The sequence below is a fragment of the Anoxybacillus sp. FSL W8-0104 genome (assembly GCF_038004465.1).
GTDB classification, from domain to species: Bacteria; Bacillota; Bacilli; order Bacillales; family Anoxybacillaceae; genus Anoxybacillus; species Anoxybacillus flavithermus_G.
In genome coordinates, this window is sequence record NZ_JBBOQU010000001.1 from 1034119 (window position 1) to 1057021 (window position 22903).

Annotated in this window: 20 protein-coding genes and 1 pseudogene; 19 read left to right on the forward strand and 2 right to left on the reverse strand. The window is 42.6% G+C overall.

All coding sequences use genetic code 11. From position 1 onward, the window contains the following. Positions 1-2: 2 nt before the first annotated feature. The 18 genes and pseudogenes from NST18_RS05600 to NST18_RS05685 all read left to right on the forward strand — a co-directional run bounded on the left by NST18_RS05600 (position 3) and on the right by NST18_RS05685 (position 19837). Positions 3-239: a YlmC/YmxH family sporulation protein gene (locus NST18_RS05600; RefSeq protein WP_004891000.1), complete on the forward strand. Its 237-nt coding sequence runs from the start codon at positions 3-5 to the stop codon at positions 237-239. Positions 240-353: 114 nt separating this feature from the next. After that, the gene (dpaA, locus tag NST18_RS05605; protein ID WP_004890998.1) at positions 354-1256 is read left to right on the forward strand and encodes a dipicolinic acid synthetase subunit A; all 903 of its coding nucleotides are present in this window, start codon (positions 354-356) and stop codon (positions 1254-1256) included. Next, positions 1253-1846 (forward strand): dipicolinate synthase subunit B, encoded by a 594-nt coding sequence (dpaB, locus tag NST18_RS05610; RefSeq protein ID WP_004890997.1) that lies wholly within the window; start codon positions 1253-1255, stop codon positions 1844-1846. Before dpaA ends, dpaB begins: the two co-directional genes overlap by 4 nt. Positions 1847-1951: 105 nt before the next feature. Further along, on the forward strand, positions 1952-3001 hold the full coding sequence (asd, locus tag NST18_RS05615) for an aspartate-semialdehyde dehydrogenase (protein WP_004890995.1): 1050 nt from the start codon (positions 1952-1954) through the stop codon (positions 2999-3001). A gap of 22 nt (positions 3002-3023) precedes the next feature. Next, positions 3024-4253, forward strand: a complete 1230-nt coding sequence (dapG, locus tag NST18_RS05620) for an aspartate kinase (protein WP_192948331.1) — start codon at positions 3024-3026, stop codon at positions 4251-4253. Between the two features lie 12 nt (positions 4254-4265). Next, the gene (gene dapA, locus NST18_RS05625) at positions 4266-5135 is read left to right on the forward strand and encodes a 4-hydroxy-tetrahydrodipicolinate synthase (protein WP_004890993.1); all 870 of its coding nucleotides are present in this window, start codon (positions 4266-4268) and stop codon (positions 5133-5135) included. 102 nt (positions 5136-5237) lie between these two features. Next, on the forward strand, positions 5238-6899 hold the full coding sequence (locus NST18_RS05630) for a ribonuclease J (RefSeq protein ID WP_004890992.1): 1662 nt from the start codon (positions 5238-5240) through the stop codon (positions 6897-6899). Between the two features lie 112 nt (positions 6900-7011). Further along, the gene (locus NST18_RS05635; RefSeq protein WP_004890990.1) at positions 7012-7725 is read left to right on the forward strand and encodes a ClpP family protease; all 714 of its coding nucleotides are present in this window, start codon (positions 7012-7014) and stop codon (positions 7723-7725) included. Beyond that, entirely contained in the window at positions 7722-7946 is a 225-nt protein-coding gene (locus NST18_RS05640; protein WP_004890988.1) for a YlzJ-like family protein, read from the forward strand. The genes NST18_RS05635 and NST18_RS05640 overlap by 4 nt, the downstream gene beginning before the upstream one ends. A gap of 64 nt (positions 7947-8010) precedes the next feature. Then, the gene (locus NST18_RS05645) at positions 8011-10245 is read left to right on the forward strand and encodes a DNA translocase FtsK (RefSeq protein WP_004890986.1); all 2235 of its coding nucleotides are present in this window, start codon (positions 8011-8013) and stop codon (positions 10243-10245) included. A gap of 201 nt (positions 10246-10446) precedes the next feature. Then, complete coding sequence (locus NST18_RS05650; RefSeq protein ID WP_004890985.1) at positions 10447-11172, forward strand: GntR family transcriptional regulator; 726 nt, start codon at positions 10447-10449, stop codon at positions 11170-11172. 112 nt (positions 11173-11284) lie between these two features. Then, positions 11285-12358: a BMP family lipoprotein gene (locus NST18_RS05655; protein ID WP_004890982.1), complete on the forward strand. Its 1074-nt coding sequence runs from the start codon at positions 11285-11287 to the stop codon at positions 12356-12358. 122 nt (positions 12359-12480) lie between these two features. After that, positions 12481-14010: an ABC transporter ATP-binding protein gene (locus NST18_RS05660; protein ID WP_004890981.1), complete on the forward strand. Its 1530-nt coding sequence runs from the start codon at positions 12481-12483 to the stop codon at positions 14008-14010. Further along, the gene (locus NST18_RS05665; protein ID WP_004890980.1) at positions 14007-15053 is read left to right on the forward strand and encodes an ABC transporter permease; all 1047 of its coding nucleotides are present in this window, start codon (positions 14007-14009) and stop codon (positions 15051-15053) included. The genes NST18_RS05660 and NST18_RS05665 overlap by 4 nt, the downstream gene beginning before the upstream one ends. Then, the gene (locus NST18_RS05670; protein WP_340721280.1) at positions 15054-16007 is read left to right on the forward strand and encodes an ABC transporter permease; all 954 of its coding nucleotides are present in this window, start codon (positions 15054-15056) and stop codon (positions 16005-16007) included. It abuts the gene before it with no gap. A gap of 107 nt (positions 16008-16114) precedes the next feature. After that, positions 16115-16774: pseudogene (locus NST18_RS05675) on the forward strand (proline dehydrogenase family protein). Between the two features lie 131 nt (positions 16775-16905). After that, complete coding sequence (gene putP / locus NST18_RS05680; protein WP_064220584.1) at positions 16906-18363, forward strand: sodium/proline symporter PutP; 1458 nt, start codon at positions 16906-16908, stop codon at positions 18361-18363. 241 nt (positions 18364-18604) lie between these two features. Further along, on the forward strand, positions 18605-19837 hold the full coding sequence (locus NST18_RS05685) for a GntP family permease (protein ID WP_192950945.1): 1233 nt from the start codon (positions 18605-18607) through the stop codon (positions 19835-19837). A gap of 148 nt (positions 19838-19985) precedes the next feature. Here NST18_RS05685 and NST18_RS05690 read toward each other — a convergent pair whose 3' ends face one another. Then, entirely contained in the window at positions 19986-20360 is a 375-nt protein-coding gene (locus NST18_RS05690) for a zinc ribbon domain-containing protein (protein ID WP_004890970.1), read from the reverse strand. 169 nt (positions 20361-20529) lie between these two features. On the opposite strand from NST18_RS05690, the gene NST18_RS05695 reads away from it, so the two are divergent. Beyond that, on the forward strand, positions 20530-21192 hold the full coding sequence (locus tag NST18_RS05695) for a DUF975 family protein (RefSeq protein ID WP_004890969.1): 663 nt from the start codon (positions 20530-20532) through the stop codon (positions 21190-21192). A gap of 185 nt (positions 21193-21377) precedes the next feature. Here the strand turns inward: NST18_RS05695 and tnpC are convergent, their stop codons facing one another. Beyond that, positions 21378-22826, reverse strand: coding sequence for an IS66 family transposase (gene tnpC, locus NST18_RS05700; RefSeq protein ID WP_340720647.1), 1449 nt, complete (start codon positions 22824-22826; stop codon positions 21378-21380). Positions 22827-22903 lie beyond the last annotated feature (77 nt).

Below are 22903 nucleotides of genomic sequence, written 5' to 3' on the forward strand. Positions count from 1 at the left end.
ATATGCGATTAAGTGAATTAAGCGGAAAAGAAATTGTTGATATGAAGCGAGCAGAGCGGCTCGGTATTTTAGGACAGACTGATTTAGAAATTAATGAACGAACAGGTCAAATTCAAGCACTTTTAATTCCAACAACAAAATGGTTTGGCTTTCGGAAAGATGGAACAGATATACGCGTACCATGGAGCCGTGTAAAAAAGATCGGCTCAGATATGATTTTAATTGATGTCGATGATTAGACACCTCAAGGGGTGTCTTTTTTCATTTTCCGCTCACCGTTTGATGACTGACATCATAAGATGTGAAAGTAACGACGGGCAAAAAACTAGATGTATAAGAGGGTGAATGAACTCATGCTGACAGGAATGCACGTTGCGATCATCGGTGGGGACGCTCGGCAGCTTGAAGTCATTCGGAAATTGATGGAACTTGACGCAAAATTGTCGCTCGTTGGCTTCGATCAATTAGACCATGGCTTTGCTGGAGTAACGAAAATGAAAATTCACGAAGTCGATTTTCACGAAGTAGACGCCATTATTTTACCTGTTCACGGAACGAGCATGGACGGTGAAATTCAAACGGTATTTTCAAACGAAAAAATGACGTTTACTGAAGAATTGCTTCGTCAAACCCCGGCGCGTTGCACCGTTTATTCAGGAATTACAAATGACTATTTAGACCACGTCGTCAAATCCGTTGGTCGAAAACATGTGCAACTATTTGAGCGAGACGATGTCGCCATTTATAACTCGATTCCAACGGCAGAAGGAACGGTCATGATGGTCATTCAACATACAGATGTGACGATTCATGGATCACGCGTTGCTGTTTTAGGTTTGGGACGTGTAGGGATGACGGTCGCTCGAACGTTTGCAGCTTTAGGTGCAAAAGTAAAAGTGGGAGCCCGCCGCTCCGAACATTTAGCGCGCATTGCAGAGATGGCGTTAGAGCCGTTTCATTTAAACGATTTAGAACAACACGTGGAAGATATTGACGTTTGTATTAATACGATCCCATATCCTGTTGTAACCGCAAGCGTCATTGCGAAAATGCCTGCTCATACGCTTATTGTTGACTTGGCATCAAAACCTGGTGGCACGGATTTTCGATATGCGGAAAAGCGCGGCATTCAAGCGCTATTAGCCCCGGGACTTCCCGGCATTGTCGCGCCAAAAACAGCGGGGCAAATTGTCGCAAATGTATTGGCGCAACTTCTTTCTGCAGATTTGAAAAAACGAAAGGAGAATAAAAAATGAACGTACAAGGAAAGCGCATTGGTTTTGGTTTAACAGGCTCTCATTGCACATATGATGCGGTAATGCCGGAAATTGAAAAATTAATTGCGAAAGGGGCAGACGTCATCCCGATTGTTTCGTATACGGTGCAATCGACAAATACCCGATTCGGTAAAGGAGAAGAATGGGTGAAAAAGCTTGAAGAGATGACAGGTCATCAAGTCATTGATACAATTGTAAAAGCGGAACCATTAGGACCGAAATTACCGCTTGATTGCATGGTTATTGCGCCACTAACCGGAAATTCGATGAGCAAATTAGCGAACGCGCTGACGGATTCGCCTGTATTAATGGCTGCAAAAGCAACGATGCGCAATCATCGTCCCGTTGTTGTTGGCATTTCGACAAACGATGCGCTCGGTTTAAACGGTGTTAATTTAATGCGATTAATGGCAGCAAAAAATATTTACTTCATCCCATTTGGGCAAGATGATCCGTTCAAAAAACCGAATTCGATGGTTGCTCATATGCCGTTGTTGCTTGATACGGTAGAAGCGGCGCTCGAAGGTCGGCAAATTCAACCAGTCATCGTTGAATATCGTCGCTCATAAATAAACAGTTGAAAGAAAATTTATAAAAAACGTCTCTCCTTTACGAATGAATGTGCTAAAATAAATGATATTAAAATTGCCTATGAGTTGGAAGGAGAAGAAGAGATGGAGCAAAAAGGATTACATGTCGCCGTCGTTGGTGCGACAGGAGCTGTCGGACAACAAATGATTCAAACGTTAGAAAAAAGAAATTTCCCAATTGCAAAACTATCTTTACTTTCATCGGAGCGTTCAGCTGGAAAAAAAGTCGTATTTAAAGGTGAAGAAATTGAAGTGCAAGTAGCAAAACCGGAAAGTTTTGAAGGTGTGCATATCGCGCTATTTAGCGCAGGTGGATCTGTATCAAAGCAACTTGCTCCCGAGGCGGTGAAACGCGGAGCGGTCGTTGTTGATAATACGAGTGCATTTCGCATGGACGAAAACGTACCGCTTGTCGTCCCTGAAGTAAACGAAGCAGATTTACATTGGCATAACGGAATTATCGCAAATCCAAACTGCTCAACGATCCAGATGGTTGTGGCGCTCGAACCGATTCGTCAAGCGTTCGGATTAAAGCGCGTCATCGTCTCGACATATCAAGCGGTGTCAGGCGCAGGAGCACAAGCGGTAGAAGAGTTAAAAACGCAAGCAGCGCACATGTTAAACGGCGAAGAAGTGACGCCGGAAATTTTACCGGTAAAATCGGATCGCAAACATTATCCGATTGCATTTAACGCCATTCCACAGATTGATAAGTTTCAAGACAATGGATTTACATTTGAAGAAATGAAAATGATTAACGAAACGAAAAAAATTATGCATATGCCTGAATTGGAAGTAGCGGCAACATGCGTGCGCATTCCGGTGATGGTAGGGCATTCGGAATCTGTATATATTGAAATTGAGCAAGAAGGCGTAACGGCCGAGCAGTTGAAGTCGTTACTAAAAGAAGCGCCTGGTGTCGTGTTGCAAGACGATCCAAGCGAGCAGCTTTATCCGATGCCGTTGTTTGCAACAGGGCAAAATGACGTATTCGTCGGTCGCATTCGCAAAGATTTACATCGTGATACAGGGTTCCATTTATGGATCGTTTCTGATAACTTGTTAAAGGGAGCGGCGTGGAACTCTGTTCAAATCGCTGAAAGTCTTTTAAAATTAGGGCTTGTGAAAGCGTAAAATCAGCATCGAGGTGTTGACGTTGAAAATTATCGTTCAAAAGTTTGGTGGCACGTCTGTTCGTGATGAACACGGCCGGAATTTAGCGCGCAAACATATTGAAAAAGCGTTGCAAGACGGTTATAAAGTCGTTGTCGTCGTTTCTGCGATGGGGAGAAAAGGGGATCCGTATGCAACAGATACGTTGCTCAGCCTCATTGATGGAGCGAATGCACATGTGACAAACCGCGAAAAAGATTTATTGATGGCGTGCGGGGAAATTATTTCAAGCGTCGTTTTTACAAACATGTTAAATAAACATGGTATCAAAGCGACAGCCTTTACAGGAGCGCAAGCTGGTTTTCGCACAAACAACGACTATACGAATGCAAAAATTATTGATATGCGTTGTGAACGGTTGTTGCGTGCGCTAAAAGAGCATGATGTTGTCGTTGTCGCAGGCTTTCAAGGTGCTGCTGAAAACGGAGATGTGACAACGATCGGGCGCGGCGGAAGCGATACGTCGGCAGCTGCGCTTGGGGCTGCACTCGGTGCAGAATGGGTTGACATTTTCACTGACGTCGAAGGTGTAATGACGGCGGATCCGCGCATCGTAGAAAATGCGCGACCGCTTGATGTTGTAACATATACAGAAATTTGCAATATGGCATATCAAGGGGCAAAAGTCATCCATCCGCGTGCGGTCGAAATTGCGATGCAAGCGAAAGTGCCTTTGCGCATTCGCTCGACGTATTCTGATTCACCGGGAACGCTCGTTACATCGATTGGAAAAAAAGGAAGCGATGTAAAAGAACGATTAGTCACAGGAATTGCCCACGTTTCAAACATTACGCAAATTAAAGTGCCTGCAAAAGAGGGACATTACGATTTACAAGCTGAAGTATTTAAAGCAATGGCAAATGAAGGAATTAGTGTAGACTTTATTAACATTTCACCAAATGGCGTTGTATATACGGTATCAAGCGACGTCGCAGATCGAGCAATCGCCACGTTGCAAAAGCTTGGCTATGAGCCAACCGTCACGCGCGGTTGCGCGAAAGTATCGACTGTCGGAGCGGGTATTGCTGGCGTTCCGGGAGTAACCGCAAAAATTGTGACAGCACTATCTGAACGAGGCATTCAAATTTTGCAGTCGGCTGATAGCCACACAACCATTTGGGTACTTGTGAAAGAGGAGCATTTAAAAGAAGCGGTAAATGCATTACATGATGCATTTCAACTTGCGGAACAAAAACAATATGATTTCAGTTAGGAGTGAAACATTGTGGTTCAATTTGGTCAAATTGCCACAGCGATGGTCACCCCATTTGACAATAAAGGGAACATCGATTTTGCGAAAACAACGCAATTAGTGAACTATTTAATTGAAAACGGTACAGATTCACTCGTTGTTGCTGGAACAACAGGAGAATCTCCAACGTTAACGACAGAAGAAAAGTTGGCGCTTTTCCGTCACGTTGTCGACGTTGTTGATGGACGTGTCCCTGTTATTGCTGGAACAGGGAGCAACAATACGCGTGTATCGATTGAACTAACGAAAAAGGCAGAACAAATCGGTGTCGATGCGGTGATGATCGTCGCGCCGTATTACAACAAACCGAACCAAGAAGGAATTTACCAACATTATAAAGCGATTGCTGAAAGCACGTCGTTGCCTGTCATGGTGTACAACATTCCAGGGCGAGCTGTCGTCAATATTTCCGTTGAAACAATCGTTCGCCTCTCCGAAATTCCAAACATTGTAGCTGTCAAAGATGCAAGCGGAAATTTAGATGCGATGACGGAAATTATAGCAAAAACGCGCGATGATTTTATGCTATATAGCGGAGATGATGGATTGACCCTTCCTGTATTAGCTATTGGTGGAAAAGGTGTCGTTTCCGTTGCCTCGCATATTATCGGCAACGAAATGAAAGAAATGATAGAAGCTTTCATGAGCGGAGACAATAAAAAAGCGGCAACGATACACCAAAAACTATTGCCGATCATGAAGGCGCTATTTGCTGCTCCAAGTCCTGTACCAGTAAAAACTGCTTTACAGTTGAAGGGATTAGATGTTGGTTCTGTTCGACTACCACTTGTACCGTTGACGGAACAAGAACGTTTGCAACTCATGCACGTGCTACAACGTTAAAAGAAAGGGAATTCATCCCTTTCTTTTTTATTGTTGAATCAGTTATAATGGATGTAAGTGACTTTGAGCGGGTAAGTTTGGTTGACTGTAGGAGGATTTAAGATGAAACAAGCAGAGAAAATTCGTGTGTTTGCTCTCGGCGGCGTGGGAGAGGTAGGCAAAAACATGTATGTCGTCGAGGTGGACGAAGACATTTTTGTCCTTGATGCAGGACTTATGTTTCCAGAGGACGAGATGTTCGGCATTGATATGGTTATTCCTGATATTTCGTATTTAGTGGAACAACAAGAACGTATTCGTGGCATTTTTTTAACACACGGTCATGACGATCATATTGGCGCAATTGCATACGTGTTGCGAAAAATTACTGTACCTGTGTACGGGGCAAAGTTGACGCTTGCGCTCATGGAAGAAAAATTGAAAGAGCAAGGGATTACATCGAAAGCGAAGCGCATCGAAGTACATGCTGACAGTGAAATTGTGTTTGAAAAAGCGATTGTGTCGTTTTTCCAAACGAACCATAGTATCCCGGATTGTCTTGGTGTAAGCATTCAAACATCGCAAGGCGCCATTGTATATACGAGCGATTTTAAATTTGATCAAACACCTGTTGGCATATGTCGCACCGATTTTGGTAAAATGGCGAAAATCGGAGCGCAAGGAGTGCTTTGTTTACTATCCGACAGTACAAACGCAGAAAAACCGGGATATACTGGTTCTGAAGCGATTGTTGGTCAAGAAATTTCCGATGTTATTTACAATGCCCATGGGCGTGTGATTGTCGCTTGCTTTGCCTCGAACATTACACGCATTCAACAAGTGCTAAACGCTGCTCGTGATCATCGACGGAAAGTGGTCATTATGAGCCGTCATATGCATAAAGTCATCGATATCGCGGTGCGCCTTGGGTACTTGAAATTGGATGAAAACATGATTATTTCGATGGGGGAAGTCGACCGTTACAACGATCGTGATTTAGTCATTTTAACGACAGGCAATCAAGGAGAACCGATGGCGGCGTTAGCACGCATGGCGAAACAGGCGCACAAATACATCAATATTAAAGAAGAAGACACAGTTATTGTCGCTTCTTCTCCGATGCCAGGGCATGAGTTATTTATTGCTCGTACAATTGATGCTCTATATCGTGCAGGAGCAAATGTCGTGTACGGACAACGTCAAGTCCATGTGCCTGGGCACGGGTATCAGGAAGAATTAAAGCTTATGTTAAATTTTATGAAACCAAAATATTTTATTCCGGTGCATGGAGAGTTTCGTATGCAAAAGGCGCATGGGAAAATTGCCCAAGCGGTCGGCATTCGTCAAGATGCGATTTTTCTAATTGAAAAAGGGGAAGTTATCGAATTTCGCAACGGTCACGCCCGTCTTGGTGGCAAGGTGCCGAGCGGTCAAATTTTAATTGATGGGTTAGGCATTGGAGACGTAGGAAATATTGTGTTGCGTGATCGTCGCTTACTGTCACAAGATGGAATTATGATCGTTGTTGTAACGTTAAGTAAACAAGAGAAGCGCGTCGTTGCTGGGCCAGAAATGATTTCACGCGGATTTGTATATGTGCGTGAATCCGAAACACTTTTCGAAGAATCAATAAAAATTGTGAAAGAGATTGTGGAAAAAAGTATGGAAGATTACGTCATTGAATGGTCTTCATTAAAAACAAACATTCGTGATGCACTTAGCCAATATTTATTTGAAAAAACAAAACGAAAACCGATGATTTTACCAATTATTATGGAAGTATAAAACAACATGCTCAAAGTCAAGAAAACACCTGCGGCGCGCAGGTGTTTTTTGTATGAACATGTCGATGTTCACGCATACTAACGACATCACACGACAGAAAGGGGATTGTGTTATGGACGAGCGTGATATATCTCAAGAGGAAACGAAGCCGTCTCCGACAGAAAATATTGTACAGCTCGGTCAAACGAATATTCCACAACTTCCTTCAGATTCAACGATCCATTGTTTAACGATTGTTGGACAAATTGAAGGGCATATTCAATTACCGCCACAAAACAAAACAACGAAATATGAACATCTTATTCCACAAATTGTAGCGATTGAGCAAAATCCGAATATTGAGGGTTTGCTCGTCGTATTAAATACAGTAGGTGGTGATGTGGAAGCAGGGTTAGCCATTGCAGAAATGTTAGCCTCGATGTCTAAGCCGACTGTTTCGATTGTGCTCGGCGGTGGACATTCGATTGGTGTGCCAATTGCGGTTTCGTGCGACTATTCGTTTATTGCAGAAACGGCGACGATGACGATTCATCCGATTCGCCTCACAGGTCTTGTTATTGGTGTGCCACAAACGTTTGAGTACTTAGATAAAATGCAAGAGCGCGTTGTCAATTTTGTTGTTAAACATTCAAACATTAGTGAAGAAAAATTTAAAGAACTTATGTTTTCGAAAGGTAATTTAACGCGCGATATCGGAACGAATGTGGTGGGAACAGATGCTGTGAAGTACGGTTTAATTGATGAAGTCGGGGGACTGTCACAAGCGATGCGCAAATTGCGCGAACTCATTGACCATTCACATCAGCAAGGAGCGATGTTACAATGATTTTACATACGATCGTTCCGGAGTTTATCGTTTTTCAAACGAACGAGGCGGAGTATAAAAAGCAACGCACCGTTCAATATAACGGAGTGACGTTACTTGTGCAACAAACAGAAATGAACGAGTATGAAATTGTGCGTGTATTAAGTAGCGATCCACAACATTATTTAACGTATGAACCGGGTACAAAACTTTATGCGACATCACTACAATTTATGGTATAATAAGAACAAGCAGCCACGCTTCTCTGTTGGCTGCTTTTTCATCTTATATGTTGGAGTGGGCGAAATGGGAAAGAAAAATAAGCGTCGCACAAACAAACAAGAACAATGGAAAAAAACGTTACGTTTTGAATTAATCGGTTTAACGATGTTAGCATGTACGGTCATTGCGATGGCAAACGTCGGAGCGGTCGGCCGTTCACTCGTTTTTACTACGCGCTTCTTTATGGGTGAATGGTATATTGTTGCGCTATTAGGGGCGCTTGTGACATCGCTATATGTCATTTGGAAGCGCGCATGGCCTCCATTTTTTCAACGCGTTCTCGTTGGGCTGTACTTGATTGTTCTTTCCTTATTGTTGTTTAGTCACGAAGCGTTATTTCATATTTTATCAAGAAATGGGAAATTAGCAAATCCAAGCATTATTCGAACGACATGGGAACTATTTTGGGCAGATGTGCATGGAGAAAATAGTTCTTTTTCGGATTTGGGCGGTGGGATGCTTGGCGCCTTGCTGTATACGATCAGTTATTATTTATTTGATCAATTAGGAACAAAATGGATTGCCTCATTATTGATGATCATTGGTGTATTACTTCTTACAGGAAAAACGTTACGTGATACAGCCGGCAAAGGAATTGAATGGTTCCTTTCGTTTATTCGAGCGCAAACGAAAGCAGTAATTGCGGACGCTCGTTCATTTTTAAGCCGTCCGAAAAAAGAAAAACAACAGCCAACTCATATTGAAGTGGTGACAGCGCTCGAGGAAAAAGAAGAAAATGAAATAGAAGAAATTGTTGTTGAAGGACCTGTTATTTCTAATTTTAATGAAGCTGTTGAAGAAGGAAAGCCGATATCATTTACGCAAAATCATGCGGCGGATTATGCATTGCCGCCAATTGATTTACTTTTCCCACCAAAAGCGGTCGATCAATCGCGGGAAAAAGAAAATATTTATGAAAATGCCCGCAAGCTTGAAAAAACGTTTCAAAGTTTCGGGGTAAAGGCAAAAGTAACGAAAGTGCATATTGGTCCAGCTGTAACGAGATATGAAGTATATCCAGACGTCGGTGTGAAAGTAAGTAAAATTGTAAGCTTAAGTGATGATTTAGCGCTTGCGTTAGCGGCGAAGGACATTCGCATCGAGGCACCGATTCCGGGAAAATCAGCAATTGGTATTGAAGTACCGAATGAAGAAATTGCGATGGTATCTCTACGCGAAGTGTTAGAAGCGAAAGAAGCAGATAAACCTGAAGCAAAACTGTTAATTGGACTTGGGCGTGACATATCGGGACAAGCGGTGCTTGCTGAATTAAATAAAATGCCGCACTTACTTGTTGCGGGTGCGACGGGAAGCGGGAAAAGCGTATGTATTAACGCCATTATCGTTAGTTTATTGATGCGCACGAAACCGCATGAAGTAAAGATGATGATGATCGATCCGAAAATGGTTGAGTTAAGCGTGTACAACGGCATTCCACATTTGCTTTCTCCTGTCGTCACCGATCCGAAAAAAGCGTCCCAAGCATTAAAAAAAGTAGTGAGCGAAATGGAGCGACGATACGAGCTATTTTCGCATACAGGAACGCGTAATATTGAAGGATATAATGAATATATTGAGCGGCATAATGAAACAGCGGAAGTGAAACAACCTCTTTTACCATACATTGTCGTCATTGTAGATGAGCTAGCAGATTTAATGATGGTTGCTTCAAGCGATGTCGAAGATTCGATTACACGTCTTGCCCAAATGGCGCGGGCAGCAGGCATTCATCTAATTATCGCAACGCAACGTCCATCTGTTGATGTCATTACCGGCGTCATTAAAGCGAACATCCCATCGCGCATCGCGTTTAGCGTATCGTCACAAACAGACTCGCGCACGATTTTAGATATGGGAGGGGCCGAAAAGCTGCTCGGGCGTGGTGATATGCTCTTTTTACCTGTCGGTGCCTCTAAGCCCGTTCGCGTGCAGGGCGCTTTCGTTTCCGATCAAGAAGTGGAAGCGGTCGTGCAATATGTTATTTCACAACAACAAGCGCAATATGAAGAAACGATGATCGCACAAGATGATGAACCGCAAGAAGCGTTTGATGATGAGCTGTTTGATGAGGCGGTTCAGCTCGTCATCGAAATGCAAAGCGCATCCGTTTCTATGTTGCAGCGACGGTTCCGCATCGGCTATAATCGGGCGGCACGTTTAATTGATGCGATGGAAGCGCGCGGTATTGTCGGGCCTTATGAAGGAAGTAAGCCGCGCGCGGTGCTCGTATCTCCGAGCGATCAAGCAAAAACGTCATGAAAGAGGCTAAAAGTAAGCCTCTTTTTTGTATAAATGGGACATAATAATGATATATTATTAAAATCGCTTACATATGATTTTATACGACTTTTTTCGACAATTTTTTTATTTGCTATTTATTTATGGGCAAAAAAATGTTATATTATTAGTAAGAAATTTGTCTAACATCAGATGTCTGATATCTAAGGTGGGGGATGGTGAATGTCTGTTAAAACAGATCATCGACATTTATATTTACAAGTCATTGATCGGATTAAAAAAGATATTGAACAAGGGGTATACAAGGAAAAAGAAAAACTCCCTTCGGAATTTGAATTAGCCAAGCAGTTAGGAGTTAGCCGCTCGACGTTGCGTGAAGCTTTGCGAGTGTTAGAGGAAGAAAACGTCATCATCCGCCGCCATGGCGTTGGAACATTCGTTAGTTCCCGCCCGATGTTCACCTCTGGCATTGAGCAGCTAAGTAGCGTGACGGAGATGATTCGCCAAGCCGGACGCAAACCGGGAACGATTTTTTTATCTTCTTCTATTCAGAAACCGACTGAAGATGATATAAAGCGCTTTCAATGTGATAAAGAGGAAGATTTACTTATTGTTGAGCGGGTGCGAACTGCAAATAATGAACCGGTCGTTTATTGTATCGATAAAGTTCCTTGTAAATATTTACCTAAAGGGATTGCTTATGAAAATGAGTCATTATTAGAGATATTACATAATGAAGCGAATCGATACATCGCCTATGCGGTTACCCACATTGAGCCGCTCGGCTACCATGAAAAGGTGTCGCCTATTTTGCAATGTGAGCCAGAAACAGCGCTTTTAGTTTTAAAGCAAATGCATTTTGATGAAAATGACGAGCCGATTTTGTACTCAATTGACTACTTTGAATCAGATAAGTTTAGCTTTCACGTGTTGCGAAAACGCGTGTAGCTTCTTATACAAGCGCTTATCCTGTTAAGGAGGTGACATTGGAGGGAGAAGGTTCGTTCACATTTCAAATGTTTTACTTATCCATATTTTTAAATTGAGGGGGTAATGATTGATGAAGAAAAAGCGTTTTGGATTGTCAATGTCTTTATTATTAACTGCCGGCATGCTTCTTGGCGGTTGCGGACAAGCAAAAGAAGAGCCGAAAAAAGAAGAAGGAAAAGCGTCTGAATTTAGCGTAGCAATGGTTACAGACGTTGGTGGAATTGACGATAAGTCGTTCAACCAATCTGCATGGGAAGGGTTACAAAAATTCGGTGAAGAAAACGGCTTGAAAAAAGGAAAAGGCGGCTATGACTACTTACAGTCACAAAGTGATGCCGATTATGCAACAAACTTAAACAAACTTGTACGCAACGACTTTGATCTCATTTTTGGTATTGGGTTTTTAATGCCGGATGCCATTACAGAAATCGCAGAACAAAAGCCAGATAACAAATTTGCGATCGTTGATAGCGTCGTAAAAAAACCGAACGTAGCGAGCATTGCGTTTAAAGAGCACGAAGGTTCGTTCCTCGTTGGGGTTGTCGCTGGCTTAATGACAAAAACAAATAAAATCGGTTTCGTTGGCGGTATGGAAATTCCGTTAATTGAAAAATTCGAAAGCGGTTTTATTGCAGGAGTAAAAGCAGTAAATCCAAATGCCAAAGTTGAAGTGCAATATGCAGGTGCATTCGACAAAGCAGATAAAGGAAAAGCTATTGCTTCAAGCATGTACGCTTCTGGTATTGATATCATTTACCATGCAGCTGGTGCAACAGGAAACGGTGTGTTCTCAGAAGCAATCGACTTGAAAAAACAAGATCCAAACAAAGAAATTTGGGTGATCGGTGTTGACCGTGACCAATATGAAGAAGGAAAAGTGCCAGGAACAGACAAAAGCGTAACATTAACATCGATGGTAAAACGTGTTGACGTTGCTGTATATGACTTAGCGACAAAAACGAAAAATGGCAACTTCCCAGGCGGTCAAGTAGTTGAATACGGCTTAAAAGAAGATGGTGTAGGTATTGCTCCGACAACGAAAAATAACGTTCCTGAAGATGTGTTGAAAAAAGTTGATGAGTGGAAACAAAAAATTATTAACGGTGAAGTGAAAGTGCCTACAACTCGCGCAGAGTTAAAATAGGTAGATGATCGTTCTCCGAAGGGCTCCTTCCCTTCGGAAAATTCACTAAATGAAGGGTTGCAACATGTTGCAGCTCTTCATTTAGTGATGTAAATCATGCTCATATAAGGAGTGGATCACGTTTGGAGTACGTAATCGAAATGCTAAACATCCGCAAAGTTTTTGGGAATTTTGTGGCAAATGATAACATTACGCTGCAACTGAAAAAAGGGGAAATTCATGCGTTATTAGGCGAGAATGGTGCAGGAAAATCGACGCTAATGAACGTGTTATTCGGTTTATATCAACCAGATGGTGGGGAAATTCGCGTCAAAGGAAAAAAAGTAAATATCGTCAACCCGAACGTCGCCAACGACTTAGGAATCGGAATGGTACACCAACACTTTATGCTTGTTGATACGTTTACAGTAACGGAAAACATCATTTTAGGAAGCGAGCCAACAAAAGGGGGACAAATCGATATTGAAAAAGCAGAGCAAGAGGTGCGTGAGCTTTCTGAACGATACGGTTTAGCTGTTGATCCGAAAGCGAAAATCGCAGACATTTCTGTCGGTATGCAACAACGGGTAGAAATTTTAAAAACGTTATATCGCGGGGCAGATATTTTAATTTTTGACGAGCCGACAGCTGTATTAACACCGCAAGAAATTCAAGAGCTTATCCAAATTATGAAATCGCTTGTACGTGAAGGAAAATCAATCATTTTAATTACGCATAAATTAAAAGAAATTATGGAAGTGTGTGATCGCGTTACTGTCATTCGACGCGGAAAAGGCATTGGCACATTAAACGTATCGGAAACAAATCCGAACGAACTTGCTGCGTTAATGGTCGGTCGTGAAGTGCATTTCAAAACAGAAAAACAGCCTCCGAAAGCGGGCAAACCTGTACTTGAAATTGAAAATTTAGTCGTTAAAGATTCTCGTGGTGTGACTGCTGTCGATCACTTGAATTTAACGGTACACGCAGGAGAAATTGTCGGAATTGCAGGGGTAGACGGCAACGGGCAAACGGAGCTTATCGAAGCGATTACGGGCTTAATCAAATCAGAATCAGGCTCCATTCGTTTAAACGGCAAAGAAATTCGTAACTTAACACCGCGCCAAATTACAGAAACAGGTGTTGGGCACATTCCACAAGACCGTCATAAACACGGCCTTGTCCTTGACTTCTCGATCGGAGAAAATATGGTGCTTCAAACATATTACAAAGAGCCATATTCTAAACGAGGCGTTTTAAATTTCAAAGCTATTTACGATAAAGCGCGCCAACTTATTCAAGAGTTTGACGTTCGTACGCCAGATGAATATACGAAAGCGCGGGCTTTATCAGGAGGAAACCAACAAAAAGCGATTATCGGACGTGAAGTGGATCGCGATCCAGATTTACTTATTGCCGCGCAACCAACGCGTGGACTCGACGTCGGAGCGATTGAGTTTATTCACAAACGTCTGATCGAACAACGAGATAAAGGAAAAGCAGTATTGCTTGTTTCGTTTGAATTAGATGAAATTATGAACGTTAGTGATCGCATTGCTGTCATTTATGAAGGGAAAATTGTCGCCATTGTCGACCCGAAAGAAACGACAGAACAAGAGCTTGGTTTGTTGATGGCAGGAAGCAAACGGAAGGAAGCAGGTGTATCATCATGAGTGAAAATCGTTTAACAAATATTCTCGTTCCTGTTTTTGCGGTTATTCTCGGAATTATTGCTGGCGCCATCGTGATGATCGTCAGTGGATATGACCCAATTGCTGGCTATTCCGCTTTATTGTACGGTGCTTTTGGGGATCGATATTACATTGGGGAAACGATTCGTCAAGTGACACCATATATTTTAGCGGGGTTAGCGGTTGCGTTCGCTTTTCGCACCGGGCTATTTAACATCGGTGTAGAAGGACAACTGATCGTCGGCTGGCTCGCTGCGGTTTGGGTAGGCGTTGCGTTTGAACTTCCAAAAGTTATTCATTTGCCGCTTGCTATTTTTGCAGCTGCAGCGGCGGGAGCGCTTTGGGGATTCATTCCGGGATTTTTAAAAGCGCGTTTTCGTGTTCATGAGGTAATCGTCACGATTATGATGAACTATATTGCTTTATACGTGTCGAATGAGATCATTCGCTCTGTTTTATCTGATCAAGGATTTAAGTCGGAAAAAATTCATCCGACTGCATCGTTACGTTCGGAATTTTTACAGTCATTAACTGATTACTCTACCCTTCATTACGGCATTATTATTTCGTTAATTGCAGCTGTTGTCATGTGGTTTTTACTTGAGAAAACGACAACAGGATATGAACTTCGTGCCGTCGGTTTTAACCAACATGCATCACATTATGCAGGTATGAACGTTAATCGCAATATTATATTATCGATGGTTATTTCTGGGGCATTTGCTGGTATTGCTGGAGCGATGGAAGGATTAGGAACATTTGAAAACGTCTCAGTCAAAGCTGGATTTACCGGGGTCGGATTTGATGGAATTGCCGTCGCCCTTCTTGGTGGAAATAGCGCCTTTGGCATTATTTTAGCAGCTATTTTATTTGGAGCGTTAAAAGTCGGAGCGTTAGAGATGCCATCAGCGGCTGATGTGCCGACAGAACTTGTTGACATCGTCATTGCGTTGATCATTTTCTTCGTTGCTTCTAGCTATTTAATTCGTCTTGTGCTTACGCGCTTGAAAAAGGAGGGAAAATAAATGTTACACATCCTTGAAATTATTATTCCTTCCGCGATTTTCTTTGCGGCACCGCTCATTTTCACGGCGCTTGGTGGCGTATTTAGTGAGCGTTCCGGCGTTGTAAATATCGGATTAGAGGGCTTGATGGTCATCGGAGCGTTTACTGGTGTAGTATTTAACTTAACATTTGCAGATCAATTTGGTCAGTTAACTCCATGGCTTGCGATGGTTGTGGCGATGGTTGTTGCTTCTATTTTCTCGCTTATGCATGCGGTCGCAGCCATTTCGCTTCGTGCTGACCAAGTCGTTAGCGGGGTGGCGATTAACTTTTTATCGTTAGGGTTATCGTTGTTCCTCGTTAAAATGTGGTATGGAAAAGGACAGACAGACCAAGTACAAGTTGGTTTTGATAAAATTGATATTCCGATTTTAAGCAAAATTCCAGTTATCGGTCCGATTTTTTTCTCAAACGGATATGTGCCATCTTATTTAGCGATTGTATTAGCGTTTGTCGTATGGTACGTCATTTATAAAACACCGTTCGGACTTCGCCTTCGTGCCGTTGGGGAACATCCGATGGCGGCAGATACGATGGGGATTAATGTGACAAAAATGCGCTACATCGCAGTGATGTTAAGCGGTGCACTTGCAGGAATTGGCGGTTCGATTTATGCGACGATTATTTCACGCGATTTCAGCCATGTGACGATCTCTGGTCAAGGATTTATGGCGCTTGCTGCAATGATTTTCGGAAAATGGCATCCGCTTGGCGCGATGGGAGCGGCTCTTTTCTTCGGATTTGCACAAAGTTTAAGCATCGTCGGACAGGCGATTCCATTTTTGAAAAACGTACCGACTGTTTATTTGCTTATTTTGCCGTATGCTTTAACGATTTTAGCGTTAACTGGATTTATCGGACGTGCGGATGCGCCAAAAGCGCTCGGTACGCCGTATGAGAAAGGAAAACGTTAATAGAAAAAGACTTCGGGCTGCCCGAAGTCCTTTTTTCACGCCTTTGATCAAGTGTTGTACATGCAATCAAAAACAGTGAGCGAAATGTTTTAAAAGAGGTGAATACGGTGTTTGCACAATTATCGAAAAACATCTTTTTGTATGCTTCGCAAAGTAAAATGTTAAATCAAGCAGCGAGAAAATGGGGGATCCGTTTTGGAGTTTCCCAAGTCGTTGCGGGTGAAACGATTGAAGGCGCTATCAAAAAAAGTGCGTAAACTGAATGAAAAAGGACTTGTTTGTACGCTTGACCAACTTGGGCTCGACATTGATTTTAATTTTTTGTTTAAATAACATGCGTCAAATTGTTGACACAGCAAAACGATATAACAACTTTGTGCGCATGGATATGGAAGATTTAGGGCATTGTCAAGCGACGCTCGATCTTTTGCATGAGCTTCGGCAAATGTATGATAATGTTGGAACAGTCATTCAAGCATATTTATATCGCGCTGAACAAGATGTGAAAGATTTAAAAGGTGTATCGCTTCGTTTAGTGAAAGGTACGTATAAAGAGCCGCCGGAAGTGGCGTTTCAAGATAAGCAACAAGTCGATGAAAACTACATGAACATCATTCAACTTCACTTATTGAACGGAAGCTATACAGCGATTGCAACACACGAAACAGATATGCAGCAGCAATTGGTGAAAGAAGGATACACTATGCGCGTATATGTACCGTTTTGGGAACGATTGGTTCGGATATTTTATGAGCCGGCTTGCATAACGCCCGCAAAACGTCGCGTTCGCATTAAAAGGCTTTTTTTGGAAATAATTTTTTGTACAATTGTGAACATATTTTAGTATAATGATAAATACAAAGGGGTTTCAAAGACAACAAAGGAAGGGGAGATTGTTTTGGTTATTGCATCTGTTGTCGTATATATGGTGGGGATGTTACTCATTGGGTATTGGGCATATAAACGGACGTCAAACTTGTCTGATTATATGTTAGGTGGAAGGACGCTCGGCCCAGCGGTGACGGCATTAAGCGCTGGGGCGTCAGATATGAGCGGTTGGTTGTTGCTCGGTTTACCTGGGGCGATGTATGCACAAGGGTTAAGCGCTTCATGGATCGTCATCGGACTAGCTTTAGGGGCGTATGCGAACTGGTTATACGTTGCTCCACGCTTGCGTGTGTATACAGAAGTGGCAAACGACTCGATTACGATTCCGTCATTTTTAGAAAATCGTTTCGGCGATACATCGAAGTTGTTACGCCTCGTTTCAGGATTCGTCATTATGATTTTCTTTACGTTTTACGTTTCTTCTGGTTTCGTTTCTGGCGGGGTCATGTTTAAAAACTCGTTCGGTACAGATTATCATACGGGGCTATGGATTGTCGCTAGTGTTGTTATTGCGTACACGTTATTCGGGGGATTTTTAGCGGTCAGCTGGACAGACTTTGTGCAAGGTCTCATTATGTTTATTGCACTTATTCTCGTACCTGTTGTGACATTGATGCATACAGGGGGATTCACAGAAACGACAGCAACGATTCGAGACACCGATCCGAATTTGCTCGATTTGTTTAAAGGAACAAGCGTAGTCGGCATCATTTCTTTATTCGCTTGGGGACTTGGTTATTTTGGACAGCCTCACATTATCGTTCGCTTTATGGCGATTTCATCGGTGAAAGAGATGAAACAAGCTCGTCGGATTGGAATGGGCTGGATGATTTTTTCAACTGTCGGCGCGATGCTCACAGGTCTTTTTGGAATCGCCTACTTTAAACAAGCCGGCATGACGTTAGAAGATCCAGAAACGGTATTTATTAAACTTGGGGAAATTTTATTCCATCCGCTTATTACAGGGTTTTTACTTGCAGCCATTTTAGCGGCAATTATGAGCACGATTTCATCGCAATTGCTTGTTACATCAAGTTCGTTAACAGAAGATTTATACAAAATTTTATTCCGTCGTTCAGCATCGGATAAGGAGCTCGTTTTTGTCGGTCGTTTATCTGTATTGCTCGTATCGATTGTTGCTTTATGGCTAGCATACGAGCAAAACAACACAATTTTAAATCTTGTCGGTTATGCGTGGGCCGGGTTCGGCGCTTCGTTCGGTCCTGTCATTATTTTAAGCTTATGTTGGCGCCGCATGACAAAATGGGGGGCGCTTGCCGGAATGGTGGCAGGAGCGACAACGGTAATCGTGTGGGCGAACTCTTCATACGCCAAAGTGATGTATGAAATGGTGCCGGGCTTTATCGCTAGCTTGATCGCTATCGTCGTCGTCAGTTTATTGACAGCAGCGCCAGATAAACAAGTGACAGAGCAATTTGATACGTTTAAACGTACGATTTCATCATAAGAAAAAGGTGTCCGCATCGGGCACCTTTTTTACGTGATGAATTGTAATATTAAGTGTAACACCTTGTAGGTCAAAATAAAGGAGTACTATATACAAAATTAGTTGACAATACATGAATATGTATTTTTTGAATGTTTTTACACAGTATTTACATGATCTATGATATATTTTTACAAAAGGCAAGTGCATACAATTCGTTTATGTATTCCGTTTTGGTGGTTGAGGGGGGATAAGAGTGAGCATGTTTGGGGCGGTAGTTGCTTTTCTTTCTGCGATTATTCTTATACTACGAAATGTTCCAGTCGCATACGGAATGATGTGTGGGGCGTTTATTGGTGCTTTACTCGGCGGGGCTTCTGTCGATGAGGCAGTTCGTCTAATGATGGATGGTGCAAAAGAAATGATTCCGTCTATTTTGCGTATTTTAGCTGCTGGAGTGCTTGCAGGTGTGTTGATGCAGTCGGGGGCTGCATTAGCAATTGCTGAAAAATTAGTGAGGGCATGTGGGGAGAAGTATGCACTATTTGCGTTATGTTGTACAGCAATGGTGCTAACGGCTTGTGGAATATTTGTTGACGTAGCAATTATGACGATTGCACCGGTTGCGCTTGTCATTGCCCAACGTCTTTTCATTTCACGTTTTGCGATATTACTCGCACTAATTGGTGGAGGAAAAGCAGGAAACATCATTTCACCTAATCCGAACACTATCGCAGCGGCGGAGGCTTTTCATGTGCCGCTTTCTTCGCTTATGATGGCCGGGATTGTGCCTGCTTGTATCGGTCTTTTCGTGACGTACAACATAGCAAAACGATGGTCCGTAGACAGTACGCAAAAGGTGGAAGTCGAAATCGTTCAAAAGGAAACTCCTTCTTGGACGAAAGCGATTGTCGCTCCCGTTGTAGCTATGACTCTTTTATTGTTGCGTCCTCTTTTTAGTATTCATATTGACCCGCTAATCGCTTTGCCGGCCGGTGCTCTCGTTGGTGTGGTAGCTATGAAAAAGACGAACGAGCTGAATGATTTTTTGCGCGTTGGCATGGAGAAGATAAGCGGTGTTATTTTCATGCTTATTGGTACAGGGGCGCTCGCCGGTGTGATCGCAAACTCATCGCTACATGATTCCTTTATGCAAACACTTCAATCATTCGGTTTTTCGTCGTATACAATCGCCCCGCTAGCCGGTGCGTTGTTATCAGGTATTACAGCATCGACGACCGCAGGCACAGCAGTAGCGAGCCACATTTTTAGTGGAGCGCTTATTGAAGCGGGTGTTTCACCGCTTGCTGGTGCAGCGATGGTACATGCTGGAGCGACGATGCTTGACCATTTGCCGCATGGCAGCTTTTTTCATGTGACGGCGGCAAGCGTTCATATGTCAACGAAAGAGAGATTAAAATTACTTCCGTACGAAACGGCAATTGGTTTAACTATAGCAGTAACGTGTACAATTATTTTTGTTATGTTTTCATAAAACGATGTTCTAAATAATCAACAAATAAAACAAAAATTGTTCATTTATCAGCAAAAATAAATAAGCCGACATGGCTTGTACATGAAAGATAATGTTGAACAAGGGGGGGAGTTCGTTCAGAAATTAAAACCGAGCATATCGCTCGGTTTCATAGTTCTTTCCCACAAGATGGACAAAATTGAAAGCTTGTTTGAACCATCGTTCCACAATACGGACAAAACTTTTCTCCTTCATTACGACCGAAGCGCTCATTTAGCGGATCTTTCTCTTCATGTTCATCAACGATATCGACGATGGACATCCGCTCTTTTCCTGTCGCATTTTTATAATGGTAGACGGCTTGAAAAATACCAAGCCCAACAAAAATCAGTCCGAACAGCGGAAATATTTGTGTTCCTGGAAACGGAGAGTCTTTTGTAATCGAAAAAGTCATAAATGTCCAAAAAATACCAAAAATAATTGAGAAGAGGCTTCCGACAAATCCTTGCATCGACGGTCCACGGCCAGGCTTTATGCTTTTCATGTTTTTTCTCCTTTCGCTATATTCATACATTCCATTATACACAAGAGACAGGAGAAATTCATTTCATATTTTGATAAAAAAGGTATCATTTTTCAAATATGTATGCTAGACTAAGTAATGACATCATAAACTACATATGTAGGCAATACGCAAAAGGAGGGATTAGTTTATGACCTTATCATCGTTAAGGCGGCAGGCGAGAGATGCATTAAGAGGGAAATGGGGTAGTGCAGCACTTTTTATGCTCGTGTATGCGGCTGTAACCATTATTTTTCCAATGATCATTGAGGTTGCGCTAAGCGGAGGATGGGAAACATGGCTTGATCAAGAAGAAGTACCAACTTCAGCCTCTATCGCAAGCATGATTGTCTCCTTTGCGCTCATTCCTCTCACTATCGCGATGTATTGGGTGTTTTTAGATGTGTATCGGAATGAACCGGTTCGTATTTCTCCGTTATTCACGGTGTATCAAAACGGAAAATTAGTTTTGAAATTGATCGGTACGTCGCTATTAATCGCTCTTTTTGTCATTTTATGGAGCTTATTGTTCATTGTCCCGGGAATTATTAAATCGTTATCTTACTCACAAACGTTCTTTTTATTGAGAGATCACCCAGAATATGGTGCACTTCAAGCGATTAGTGAAAGTAAAAAGCGCATGAAAGGATATAAAGGAAAGTTATTTTTGCTATATGTTAGCTTTATTGGCTGGGGGCTTTTGTCCATCATTACGCTTGGAATCGGACTTTTATGGCTCATTCCGTACGTTTACACATCGCTTGCTGCATTTTATGATCAATTTATTCGTACACAAGAAGCACCGATTGAATAAAACGAACAAGGGCAACCTTGTTCGTTTTTTATAAATAAAGCTAGCAAAATATCAAATTATTTTGTAAAATCATTAAAAGAAGAATATTGTTTCTTTTTGTTGAACATATGTGGTAACTATTCACCCCGATAGTAGTATGTAAAGAAGCGCAACACAAATAGGGCATCCCCGTAATAGAAAATGCCCTAAGTGGTAGAAAGAACACGATCGAGCGTGTCGCCTGTCAACAGAAGACATAACGAATCCCACACGTTTTTTTCGTGTTTCGTCAGTGTGGAAACGATACTTCTTGTGATACAAAAAGACTGGGCGAATGTTTCTTCGCGAAATGTACCCGAAATGTTCTCTTTCACTTTGACCATGCGAAGATCGCGTTCGGCTTGGTTGTTGTCAAAGGGAACATGCACTTCACGTAAGAAACGCAACGCTTCTTCCTTTCGTTTCTGAAGCCGTCGAACAAAAGCGAGTGCTTTTTTCGGAAGAGGCGTCGCCGTTTCCAATCGGTGTTGTGCTCTTTCTAGGATGCGATCATACACTCGTTCCCATCGTTTCGCTTCTTCTTCGGAAAGCGCACCGTGATGAGCTTCGACGGCCTGTTTGGCGGCTAACAGAAACGTCGTCATGCGCGATGCCCATATATGCCCTTGTTCGATGAAACCCTTCAATTCACGCAAATGATGGGCGTGACAAAGGGCATGGATGGCTTGTGTGTATTTCGTATACGTAACGAACCCATCGTGCATCATCGTCCCTTGATATCGCGGAAGAATCCCGATGTCATCGGTCGCTTTCTTTCCATGAGAAACGTGAGGAGCCAAGTACGTATATTTCGATGTACACGCGACATGCACCCATGCGAGTTTTCCATTGATGCGCAAACTCGTTTCATCGACATGCAGGATGTTGGATTCAAGTAAGGCGTCTTCGATGACGTCCATATTTGATTCCAGCGCTTCGCGTCCTCGTTTCACCATATTGGCAAGAGTTCCCGTACTAATCGAGTGTTGATATAACGCTTCGATTGTATCACTTAAACGCTTGTACGGGATCAATTGGATATGATGTAAATAAACAACGAGCGCCGTGAGCCGTGGACCGTATTGCACATGATTCGTGACATGGGATGGGAATTCGGCTTGTTGAACACATCGACAATGCGGACACGATTTCACTTCACGTTCATGTTGTGTCACCTCGATCGCCACAGGAGGGACATCAAACACTTGACGGATATCGACTTTGAACGGTTTGACGTCACGCAAAGAAACCCCACATCCTTGACACGTATGCACACGGTGGACGACACGATGATGTGGATGTTCCACTTGACGGAGCGTCGTTCCTTGATGTCCTTCTTGTCCGCCTGGCTTGTTGCCAGATGGTTGACGAGAAGAACGTGTGTTGGCAAAACGGTCAGAAGATGGGGGCAAATGGCTATTAGAGCTGTTTTTTTTCGTGCGTGCTTCCAGCTCTTGAACACGGTACTTCAGTTGTTCATTTTCTTTGCGTAGTTGTTTGTTTTCGTGACGCAAATGTTCATTTTCTTGAACGAGTTGATGAATGAGCTGTTTTTGTTGTTGAACTTTGCCGATTAAGCTTTCAACTGTAAATACAGCTTGTTGTACCGTCAACATGCGATTCACCTCCTTGTCTATCAGTATTCACATCATAGACAAGGAAAGAAGAAAATATTCAGCTCACTTTATGATGT